This window comes from Nocardia sp. NBC_00416, from assembly GCF_036032445.1.
Taxonomy (GTDB): Bacteria; Actinomycetota; Actinomycetes; order Mycobacteriales; family Mycobacteriaceae; genus Nocardia.
In genome coordinates, this window is sequence record NZ_CP107932.1 from 3001845 (window position 1) to 3012794 (window position 10950).

9 protein-coding genes are annotated in these 10950 nt (G+C 69.2%); all 9 read right to left on the bottom strand.

The annotated features are described in order from the left end of the window. Positions 1-61 precede the first annotated feature (61 nt). A complete protein-coding gene (locus OG804_RS12450; RefSeq protein WP_442941813.1) occupies positions 62-1015 on the bottom strand; it encodes an esterase/lipase family protein in 954 nt (317 codons plus the stop codon). 134 nt (positions 1016-1149) lie between these two features. Further along, complete coding sequence (locus tag OG804_RS12455; protein WP_328397044.1) at positions 1150-1815, bottom strand: PadR family transcriptional regulator; 666 nt, start codon at positions 1813-1815, stop codon at positions 1150-1152. A gap of 327 nt (positions 1816-2142) precedes the next feature. Beyond that, entirely contained in the window at positions 2143-4659 is a 2517-nt protein-coding gene (locus tag OG804_RS12460; RefSeq protein WP_328398358.1) for a primosomal protein N', read from the bottom strand. A 128-nt stretch (positions 4660-4787) separates the two neighbouring features. Next, the gene (gene metK / locus OG804_RS12465; protein WP_328397046.1) at positions 4788-5999 is read right to left on the bottom strand and encodes a methionine adenosyltransferase; all 1212 of its coding nucleotides are present in this window, start codon (positions 5997-5999) and stop codon (positions 4788-4790) included. 306 nt (positions 6000-6305) lie between these two features. Further along, a complete protein-coding gene (gene coaBC / locus OG804_RS12470) occupies positions 6306-7526 on the bottom strand; it encodes a bifunctional phosphopantothenoylcysteine decarboxylase/phosphopantothenate--cysteine ligase CoaBC (RefSeq protein ID WP_328397048.1) in 1221 nt (406 codons plus the stop codon). A 40-nt stretch (positions 7527-7566) separates the two neighbouring features. Further along, positions 7567-7845, bottom strand: coding sequence for a DNA-directed RNA polymerase subunit omega (gene rpoZ, locus OG804_RS12475; protein ID WP_328397050.1), 279 nt, complete (start codon positions 7843-7845; stop codon positions 7567-7569). 61 nt (positions 7846-7906) lie between these two features. Continuing rightward, positions 7907-8479 carry a guanylate kinase gene (gene gmk / locus OG804_RS12480; protein ID WP_328397052.1) on the bottom strand — a complete coding sequence of 191 codons (573 nt, stop codon included), beginning with the start codon at positions 8477-8479 and terminating at the stop codon, positions 7907-7909. A 20-nt stretch (positions 8480-8499) separates the two neighbouring features. Further along, positions 8500-8820, bottom strand: a complete 321-nt coding sequence (gene mihF / locus OG804_RS12485; RefSeq protein WP_033241619.1) for an integration host factor, actinobacterial type — start codon at positions 8818-8820, stop codon at positions 8500-8502. 1305 nt (positions 8821-10125) lie between these two features. Further along, positions 10126-10947, bottom strand: coding sequence for an orotidine-5'-phosphate decarboxylase (gene pyrF, locus OG804_RS12490; RefSeq protein ID WP_328397060.1), 822 nt, complete (start codon positions 10945-10947; stop codon positions 10126-10128). Positions 10948-10950 lie beyond the last annotated feature (3 nt).

A 10950-nucleotide genomic window follows, 5' to 3' on the forward strand; every position in this document is an offset into this window, starting at 1 on the left:
AAGAACCGGGGTTAACGAGGGCCCCGACCCGCCCCGCCGCAGGCGGGGCAAATAAACACAGTCAGATATTGCCACCGATGATGACCTCGGGGATTCCGGTACCGAGGGGAACCGGCACGCAGACCGGCTCCGGCGCGAGTTCCGGCTCGAGAACCTCGAACAGCAAGTCGAACACGTAGGGGTCGTAGACCATGTGGAAATGGCCGGTGAGATCGACCGGACAGCCGTCCTGCAGCACGATGTTGCGCGCGCCGGGCCCGCGCAGCGCGATGTTCTCGAACGGCTGGATCACCTCGTCGAACCGGCTGCCTATGGTCACGTACCGCACGCCCGGCACCGTGTCGCCGCCCGCGTTCAGCTCTCGCATGAACGGTGAGTTCTGCACCTGCTGGACCGCCGCGACCGAAGTCGCCCGCTCGGCCAGCTCCATCGCGCCGGGGATCTGCTGGGCCAGCGGCGCCAGTCCGTACATGACGCCGCCGTAGGTGGGTGAGGCCAGCCCGACCCAGGTGTCGACTTTCGGCGCTCCGCCGAGTTTGTTGATGTAGTACCGGGTCACATTGGCGCCTTGGGAGAATCCGACGAGGTCGACCTGCTCGGCACCGGTCGCGGTGCGCACTTCGTCGGTGAACGCGGCGAACTGGTACGCGCTGAGCACCATGTCTTCGGTGCCGTAGGTGACGGCGCCCGGTTTACCGCCGTAGTTGAGGGCGAATACACAGAATCCCTGGTCCACGAGTTCCGTGCCGATGGCCGCCCAGTCTGTGTACGCGCTCGCGTCGGTCCCGTGCGCCAGGATCACCGGGCGCGGATGCGCCGCGTCCGGGACACAGCCGAAGTCGTTGACTCCCCGAGGCACCGCGTCCGGGTGGGTTTTCGTGTAGAGCACCGCGCCCAGGTGGTCTGTTTGTGGTGGAGCCGGGTCGGTGGGGATCGTCGGGGGGAGGTAACCCGGGGGCTGGGCGGTGGCCTCGGTGATTCCGAGGACCGCCGACCCAGCCAGTGCGACGGCCACCGCCACAACTCGCAGGACGCCCCTGCCGTGTTGTGCGCCTTCCCGCCCTGTCGGCCATCGATGTCGCTTCACCACACAATCTTCTCCCGTGCCGGCTCCTCGGAGAACCCGTGTGCGAGGTCTTGATCACCCCGTTACTTTCCGGGTTCTTCATCTCCGGCGAGGATGCGGTACAAGGCTTTCCGCGCCTCGGTGAGGACGTCGGCCGCCTTGGCCGCCTGTTCGGGGGTGCCTGCGGCCGCCACCTGCGCGACGGCACCCAGGAGCGGGGCGATCAGGGCGCGCAGATCACTGGTCTGGGCACCGACTCCCTCTTTCACTTCGGCCCACGGATCACCGAGCTCCGCCCGGTTCTCGGTGACATGGGCGGTACCTGTCTCGGTCAGTTCCGCGGTCTTGCGGCCGGCCACCTTCTCGATGGTGATGAGTCCTTCGTCCTCCAGCTGGGACAGTGCGGGATAGATGGATCCCGGGCTGGGCCGCCAGAGATCATCGCTGCGCTCGCGAATCTGCTGGATCAGCTCGTATCCGTGCATCGGGCGCTCGGTGAGCAGCAGCAGGATCGCCGCCCGCACGTCACCGCGCCGCCCGCGGCCGCCGCGCCCGCGGCCCCGCCCGAACCCCGGGCCGAAACCGGGCCCGAATCCTGATCCGAAGCCCGGCCCGAATCCGGGCCCGAATCCGGGCGGACCACCGTGCCGGAACCATGCGCCGCCCGGAGCCCAGTCGGCGTCCGGCCGTCCGCGATGCCCGCGACGTCCGCGGCCTTGACGAAATTCTGCGTTCTCGATGTTTTCCATTGCAGCCTCCTGAGCTACTCGATCGGTTTTCATAGCATCGACGATATATCGTCAATCTATCCAACGCAAGGCTCGGGTGGAAATTCCCGGATTCACCGGCGGCTGGCGCGCACGCACCTCGGGATTCGATAGCGCGGCACGGACCAGCGTGAACAGCGATACGACCGCAGCCGGAAGCCGGCGCGAGCGGCCCGCCGGTCGTCCGGACCCGCCGCGCAGGCGGTGTTTCACACCGAGCTCGTACGGCGCGGAAACCGGCGGCGAGGACAGCCCGCCCGGCGACAGCATCCGGCCCGCCATTCCTGCGCGCCGGCGATAACGGCGAGATCAGCCGATATCGAGGGGATCTATCTGCACTCGCAGCGGCGAATCCGCACGCTGACTACTACGGATCGCCTGGGCAGCGGTGAGCGCACGCGCCAGTGCCGCGCCACCCGCGCGAGGCGTGCGCAGCAGCACCCGCTCGACCTCCGCCCCATGTTCGCCGCCGCTACCGCGGGCGCCGGACGGCAACCGCGCGGCGGCCGGCAGCGGCACCGGGCCCAGCACCTGCGCGGCGGCCGGCAGCTCGGTGACCGCGAGCAATTCGGCGATTCCCTCCGCCGTGCCGTCGACCGCGGCCATCCGCACGGCCGGCGGGAACCCCACCTCGGCCCGCTGGGCCAGTTCGGCGGCGGCGTGCCCGGCCGGATCCCAGCGCAGCAGGGCCTGCACAGTCGGCACACCCGGATCGGCCATCACGAGCACCTGGCCGTCGGACCGCACCAGGGCCGCGGCGCTGAGCCACCGGCGCAATGTGTCCTCGGCGGCGCGCAGATCGGCGCGACCGAGCAGGGCCCAGCCGTCCAGCAGCAGACCCACCCCGTATCCACCGGCGAGCAACGGTTCGGCGCCGACGGTCGCCACCACCACCTGTGGTCCCGGCGGGACGGTGTCCAGCAAGGCGGCGCCGCTGGATCCGCGAACTGGCACCCCGGGAAAGGCTCGGCCCAGCTCCTCGGCGGTCCGCGCCGCCCCCACGACCACGGCGCGCAGGGCCCGGCCACCGCACACCGGACAGCGGAAAGCCGCCTCGGTGCGCCCGCACCAGCGACAGAGCGGACTGTGCGCCGCCTGGGCACCGGCTCCGGGGCCGACGTCCGAGCCCGGTAAAGACAGGGGACCCGCGCACTGCCGGCAACGGGCGGGGGTCCGGCATTTCGTACAGGACAGAGCCGGTACATAACCGCGGCGCGGCACCTGCACCAGCACCCCGGTCCCGGCGGCGAGCGCCTGCCGGGCCGCGGCGAACGCGGCGCCGGGGATACGGACCGCGCGAGCATTGGGATCACGCTCGAGCGCAATATCGGTATCACCCGGGGCACTGATGCGGGGGGCGGCCGAACGCACGGTCGCCCGGTCGGCGAGCAGATCGTGGGCCCACCCGGATTCCACGATCGCCGCCACCTCCGCGGTCCGGGCGAACCCGGCCGCCACGAACGCGGCGCCGGTGTCGTGCGCGCGGAGCATGGCGACCTCACGAGCATGCGGATACGGCGCGCGCGGTTCGGCGTAGGTATCGTCGCCGTCGTCCCAGATCGCCACGAGCCCGAGATCGGCCGCGGGCGCGAATACCGCGCTGCGGGTGCCCACCACCACCCGCGCGGTCCCGCGCAGCACCGCCAGCCAACGCCGGTATCGGGCCGCAGGACCCAAACCGGCCGACAGCCCCACCGCCGAATCACCCACCAGCCGTTCGCATTCCCGTAGCACTCGATCGAGGTCGCGCTGATCGGGAACCATCAGGATCGCGCTGCGCCCCTCCGCGACGACCACCGCGGCGAGTTCGGCCACCCGGCGCGCCCAGTCCTCCCCCGGCAATGCCTGCCAGGCCGCACGCGCGCCACGCCCCCGCATCAGCGCGGTGAGAAACGCCTCCCCGTGCCGGTATCTTCCCCATGCCGCGGCATCCACCCCGGCGGGAAACTCCCCGGACGCGGATTCCGTCCGGCCCGGACCGTCCGGTTCACCGCTCCGGGCGCCTCCGGCTACAGCGGCGTCCGGCCTCGGGACCCCCTCGGCGACAGCATCCGACCGCATTGCCGCGCACCCGGCACCGGCATCCTCCGCCCCGGCGGCGCCCCCGACACCCGGCACCCCCCGGGCGGAGTCCGCACCCGCTCTGGAGACTCCTTCGATACCCACCGCCTTCGTGGACGCGCCCGCCGTGTCCGCGACGTCGGCATCCGATGCCGGGTGCGGTCGGGTGCCGGTCGGCAGGTCCGCGCGTGATTCGCCGGTCCCCGCCGTCGGGGCATCACTGTGGTCTGCGAGCGAGCCGGGAAGAGCGCGGAGCGAGGGGACTGGCGCCCCGTCTGACCGCGCGGTTCTGTTATCGGCCACCGAGGCCCCGGCGGGCGCGTCCCCGTCCTCGAGGTCGGAGATTTCCGGCACGGAATCGTCCGTCGAAGGTGACGGACTATTTTTCCCCGCAACGCTTTTCGCCGCACCACCGTTCTCCACCCGGGCGTGGCGCGGCGGGATCGCCAGCCGCAGGACATCGGCTCGGGTTCCGGCGCATCGGGCCGCCACAGTTGTCGCGAGCCGCAGGATCTCCGGCGTGAGCACCCGCTCGGCCGACACCACCCGCTCCAGTCGCACCAGTTTTCCGGTGTGCTCGGTATCGGTGTGCCGGGACAGCAGATAACCGTCCACCAAGCGGCCGGCGAACCGCACCCGGACCCGGACACCCGGCCGGGCGATCTCATCGAGTTCCGGCGGCACCAGGTAGTCGAAATCGCGGTCCAGATGCGCCGGGGTGAGCAGCGGCAGCACCCGGGCGATCGGGTGCGATATCGGGTCCAGCGCGGGTTTCGCGGATTTCTTCGCGCGGGTACCCCGACGGCGCGGCGGACCCGACTCGGCCGACACCCCCGGAGACTCGGGGTCTCCGGGGGTGTCGGTCGCCGGTCGTTCCACGCGGGACGTGGGGCTTACAGTCCGGCGGCGGCGCGCAACTTCTCCGCGCGGTCGGTGCGCTCCCAGGGCAGGTCGATATCGGTGCGACCGAAATGTCCGTAGGCGGCGGTCGGGGCGTAGATCGGGCGCAGCAGGTCCAGGTCGCGAATGATGGCGCCCGGACGCAGATCGAATACCTCGGTGATCGCCGAGGAGATCCCGGCCGGATCGGTCTTCTCGGTGCCGAAGGTCTCCACGAACAGCCCGACCGGCGCCGATTTGCCGATCGCGTACGCCACCTGCACCTCCACCCGGTCGGCCAGACCGGCGGCGACCACGTTCTTGGCGACCCAGCGCATCGCGTACGCGGCCGAGCGATCGACCTTGGAGGGGTCTTTACCGGAGAAGGCGCCGCCACCGTGGCGGGCCATACCGCCGTAGGTGTCGACGATGATCTTGCGGCCGGTCAGGCCGGCGTCGCCCATCGGCCCGCCGAGCACGAACTTGCCGGTCGGGTTGACGAGCAGGCGGATATCGGAGGTGTCCAGATCGGGGATCGCCAGTTCGGCCAGCACCGCGTCGACGACCTTCTCCCGGATATCGGGAGCCAGCAGATTGTCCAGGTCGATATCGGCGGCGTGCTGGGTGGACAGGACCACAGTGTCCAGCCGCACCGCGCGGTCTCCGTCGTATTCGATGGTGACCTGGGTTTTGCCGTCCGGCCGCAGATACGGCAGCACACCGGTCTTGCGTACCTCGGTGAGCTTGCGGGACAGGCGGTGCGCGAGCGCGATCGGTAGCGGCATGAGCTCGGGCGTATCGGTGTTGGCGTAACCGAACATCAGGCCCTGATCCCCGGCGCCCTGCTGCTCGATCTCGTCGTCGGAGCCGCCGACGCGCGCTTCGTGCGAGGTGTCGACGCCCTGGGCGATATCGGGCGACTGGGAGCCGATCGCGATGTTGACGCCGCAGGAGTTGCCGTCGAATCCCTTTGCCGACGAGTCGTATCCGATCTCGAGGATCTTCTCCCGGACGATATGCGGGATATCCGCATAGGCCTCGGTGGTGACCTCACCCGCGACATGCACCTGGCCGGTGGTCACCAGGGTCTCCACGGCCACGCGGCTACGCGGGTCCTGGGCCAGCAGAGCGTCGAGAATGGAATCGCTGATGGCATCACAGATCTTGTCCGGATGACCCTCGGTCACGGACTCACTGGTGAAAAGCCGGCTACCGGACGTGCGCACAGTTTCCTCATTCCTCAACGGTTACTCGTGTCCGGGATGGGACCGCAGCGCACGGCTCCGGTCGCGACCCTGGACTCTCAGACTATTAGAAAGGGCGGCCCAATTGGGGTTTCGGACACCATCCTGGACGGGTTTCCCGGCCGAGTCGTGTCCTGGTCGTGGCCCACCGGTGGCATATGCGGCGCCGAAGCGGGCACAGGTCATATCGCCGATCGGTACCGGCAAGACGGAGCGGACCGCCTCGATACGGCCGAAGGCGGGTGGCGCGGCGTGCCCGGCAGTTCAGGCAGTGAACGACCGTGACCCTCAGCTCAGCAGCGGGCCCAGCGCGTCCAGGACGCGACTGGCCAGCAGTGCCTTGGACCCGTGATCGAGCGCCTGTTCGCTACCGTCCGCGCGGAGCAGCCAACCGTCGTTGGTGTCCACCTCGAACGCCTTACCGTCGCCGACCGCGTTCACCACCAGCAGATCGCAACCCTTACGGGCCAGCTTGGCCCGGGCATGGGTGATCACGTCACCGTCCGCGTCACCGGTCTCGGCCGCGAAACCGACGATGGCCGTTCCGGGCAGGCGACCGTCCCGGCGCGCCTGGACCAGACCCGCGAGGATGTCCTCGGTCCGGGACAGCGCGATGGTGGCCGGTTCGTCCTTGCCCTTCTTGATCTTGGCCGCGGCCACCGACGTGGGCCGGAAATCTGCCACGGCGGCGGCCATGATCACCGCGTCCGCGCCGACCGCGTGCTTGTCGACGGCGGTTTTCAGCTGTTCGGCGGTGGTGATGTGGACCAGGTCGACTGCGGCCGGGGGCGCCATCTCGATGGTGTTGCCGGCGATGAGGGTGACCTGAGCACCCCGCTGGGCGGCGACCCTGGCCAGCGCGTACCCCTGCTTACCGGAGCTGCGATTGCCGAGGAAACGGACCGGATCCAGCGGCTCCCGGGTCCCACCCGCGGTGATCACCACCCGCCGGCCCGCCAGATCACGGGGTACCGCGTCCGTGCGTTCGAGCAGCAGCGACGCGAGACCGAAGATCTCCTCGGGTTCGGGCAGCCGCCCGGGCCCGGTATCGGTCCCGGTGAGCCGACCGGAAGCGGGCTCCATGACGGTCGCGCCGTGGGCGCGCAGCGCCGCCACGTTCGCGACGGTCGCCGCATGCTCCCACATCTCGGTGTGCATGGCGGGCGCGAACAGAACCGGACATCGAGCCGTGAGCAGAGTCGCGGTGAGTAGATCGTCGGCGCGGCCCTGCGCGGCCCGCGCCATCAGGTCCGCGGTGGCGGGGGCGATGACGACGAGTTCCGCCTCCTGCCCCAGCCGCACATGCGGGACCTCCGGCACGTCGGCGAACACCCCGGTGTGCACCGGGTGGCCGGACAGCGCCTCGAAGGTCGCTCTACCCACGAACTGCAGTGCCGCTTCGGTAGGGATCACCCGGACGGTATGACCGGTCTCGGTGAACCGCCGTACCAGGGCGCACGCCTTGTATGCGGCGATTCCACCGCCCACCCCGACAACTACCCGCGCCATCGCGCCTCCTGCCCTATCGGCTCCTCGCCCGGTTACCGGGTCATTCGCCTTCGGTGTGCTCGAGCAGATCGCTGTGGATCTCGCGCATCGCCACCGACAGCGGCTTCTCCTGCGGGAGCGGCTCCACCAGGGGGCCGACATACTCCAAGATGCCGTCGCCCAGCTGGTTGTAGTAGTCGTTGATCTGCCGGGCGCGCTTGGCCGCGTAGATCACGAGGCTGTATTTGGACGAGGTGCGGTCGAGCAGCTCGTCGATCGGCGGATTGGTGAGGCCGATCGGGGTGTCATAGGCGGGCGTAACGATGTCCGAACTGCTCACTGAGGAAGCTCCTGCGGGGTCGGTGGGCGCGGATACGCGGCGAATACGCCCGCGCATCTGGCTACGAACTGGAATTCGTGCTGACGAACAACGATACCAACTGCGCACAGGCGCTGGTCACGGTGTCGTTGACGATCACGGTGTCGAACTCGTCACGTGCGGCCAGTTCCACCCGTGCGGTCTCCAGCCGACGTTCGATGACCTCCGCCGATTCGGTGCCCCGGCTACGCAGCCGCTCCACCAGAATCTCCCAGCTGGGCGGCGCCAGGAACACCAGGACGGCCTCGGGCACAACCCGCCGGATCGAACGCGCGCCCTCGAGATCGACCTCGATCAGCACCGAAAGCCCCTCCGACAGCGCGGCCCGCACCGGCCCGGCCGGAGTACCGGAGCGCTGGAGCCCGCCGTGGATATCCGCCCATTCGAGCAGATCACCGGCCTCGATCATCGCGTCGAACTCCGCCCGGCTCACGAACCGGTAATCGCGGCCGTCGACTTCACCGGGACGCGGGTCCCGGGTGGTCGCCGAGACGCTGAAAACCAGCTCCGGCAGCCGCTCGCGGACACAGCGCACCACGGTGGACTTACCGACGGCCGAGGGGCCGACCAGTACAACCAGCCGACCCTTCGTCATATTCTCGACCACAGAGGGTGTCAGGCGCCGAGATCGAATTTGGCGAGCAGCGCCTTGCGCTGCCGATCACCGAGACCACGCAGCCGTCGGGTCGGCGCGATCTCGAGCTCGTTCATGATCTCCTCGGCCTTGACCTTGCCGACCTTGGGCAGGGCTTCCAGCAGTGCGCGCACCTTCATCTTTCCGATGATCTCATCGGTCTCGGCCTGGCCGAGGACCTCTTTCAAGTCGGTGCCGCCGCGCTTCAGGCGATCCTTGAGCTCCGCCCGAGCACGGCGTGCGGCAGCCGCCTTCTCCAGAGCAGCGGCGCGCTGCTCATCAGTCAGCTGGGGAAGGGCCACGGTTCCTCCGTCTCATCGTTCATTGCATCAACAACTGCCGAACTACCCGGCAGTCTCAGCGACCGTACCCACGACGCCCCCGGATTGCGAACCCACCCCCCAGGTCAGGGCATGAATCGGACCCGGTATCGACCCCTTACCCCAGGGTCCGCATCCCTGCTTGCCGTAACTGCCGATCCCGCCACCCGAATCACGAAATAGCCCTTCAGCAGGGACTTTTCGAGCTCAAATCGGGGTAGCGGTGCGATAACCACACCCTTGATCTACCAGCTGGCTACCTCCCAGCCGCCCTACCAGGAATTTTCTGGGAAATTTTCGGCCGGGCACACCTCGGGAGGCCAGAGGCAGGGTCAGCGCGTCTGTTTCATCATCGCCGCGAACCTCGAAAACGTCACATACACGCCCGTATCGTCCGGTTTCGGTGAGCGTCGGCCGGGGCGTGGAAGCCCGCCAGAACAGCTCCGGGGGCGGCCCCGGGAGCGCCCCGGGGACACGACCCGCACAACAAGAACCCCGGAGACACAGCGCCGCGATGGCGTGAGACGGGCGCTCGAACGTACGAGAGTGGGCTGCTTGTGAACGGGAGAACAAGGCCCACTCGCAGAGACGCGACACACGAACACTGAGAGCCGGGCCCGGCCCGAGCGGAGAGGTGGGCCGACACCGAAGGTGATAATCGACGACCGGTGAAGGTGAGAGATGAACTCACTCGCGAAGGCGAGAAGTGAGGCCTGACACGCCAACGCAAGAAGCGAACCCACCCCCGAGGCGAGGGGGTGAGCCCGCTCGCGAAGACGAGGAGCGGGCTCACACGTCAACGCGAGAAGTGGGCTCACCCCCGAGGCGAAGAGATGAACCCGCTCACGAAGACGAGGAGCGGGCTCACACGTCAACGCGAGAAGTGGGCTCACCCCCGAGGCGAAGAGATGAACCCGCTCACGAAGACGAGGAGCGGGCTCACACGTCAACGCGAGAAGTGGGCTCACCCCCGAGGCGAAGAGATGAACCCGCTCACGAAGACGAGGAGCGGGCGCACACGTCAAAGCGAGGGGTGAGCCCGCTCGTGAAGGTCTGTGTTTATTGGCGCCGCCTGCGGCGTCGCGGGGTTGAGGCCCCCTTGGTCCCGGCGTTCAGCCCTCGAGACTCGCGCCTGCGGCGCATGCGCTTCGACGGCTGAACGCCGGGACGGGCCTCAACCCATTAAGTGCCTCGCTGGACTCGGCGCCAACCGGTTGCGTCGCAGACGGACCTTCCGGACCATCGCGGACCCGTCCGTACAGGCAGACCTTGTTGCCGACCCTGCCTTCACCGAAGGAAGGAGAATTCCTCCTGGAAGGCCGCCAGGCGGGCGCGCAGCGCCGTGACCGAGGGCCCGGCCCGGAGCACGTCCCTCGATACGTTCGGGACCGCTGCCGGCCACACAGGCTCCGGTAAGAGGGCTCGGACGGCGTCGGCGGTGCCGCCCTGCGCGCCGACTCCCGGCAGCAGGATCGGACCGTTGAGCGCCGTCAGGTCGGGGATCTCGGTGAGGGTGGCGCCGACGACTACGCCCACCGACCCCGGTGCGCCGGCGGGGTTGAGGTCGGCCGCCGCGTCTACCACCGTCTGCGCGAGGGTGCGCCCGCCGGTGACGGCCTGCTGGACCGGGGCCGCTTCGGGGTTGGAGGTGGCGGCCAGGACGAAGACACCGCGATGGTTGGCGACGGCCAGGTCGAGGGCGGGTCGCAGGGCGCCGAAGCCGAGATACGGGGACACGGTGACCGCGTCCGCCCCCAGCGGGCCGTCGGCCAGCCAGGCGCGGGCGTAGGCGTCCATGGTGGACCCGATATCGCCGCGTTTGGCGTCGGCGAGTACGAGGGTGCCGGAGGCGCGCAGCACCTCGATGGTGCGTTCGAGCACCGCGATCCCCGCCGACCCGTACGCCTCGAAGAAGGCGACCTGTGGTTTGACCACCGCCACTGTTCCGTCGAAGGCTTCGACGCACAGTTCGGCGAAGGTTTCGAGACCGTTGGCGTCGCCGGGCAGATCCCAGGCTTCCAGTAGCGCCGGATGCGGATCGATCCCGACGCAGATCGGCCCGTGTTCGCTCATGGCGGCGGCCAGCCGCTCACCGAAGGTGGTGTTCATCGG

Excerpts from the sequence above, each read along its gene's own strand:
- coaBC (WP_328397048.1), bottom strand. The coding sequence starts at position 7,526 with ATGGCGCGGGTAGTTGTCGGGGTGGGCGGTGGAATCGCCGCATACAAG.
- gmk (WP_328397052.1), bottom strand. The coding sequence starts at position 8,479 with ATGACGAAGGGTCGGCTGGTTGTACTGGTCGGCCCCTCGGCCGTCGGT.
- OG804_RS12455 (WP_328397044.1), bottom strand. The coding sequence starts at position 1,815 with ATGGAAAACATCGAGAACGCAGAATTTCGTCAAGGCCGCGGACGTCGC.
- pyrF (WP_328397060.1), bottom strand. The coding sequence starts at position 10,947 with ATGAACACCACCTTCGGTGAGCGGCTGGCCGCCGCCATGAGCGAACAC.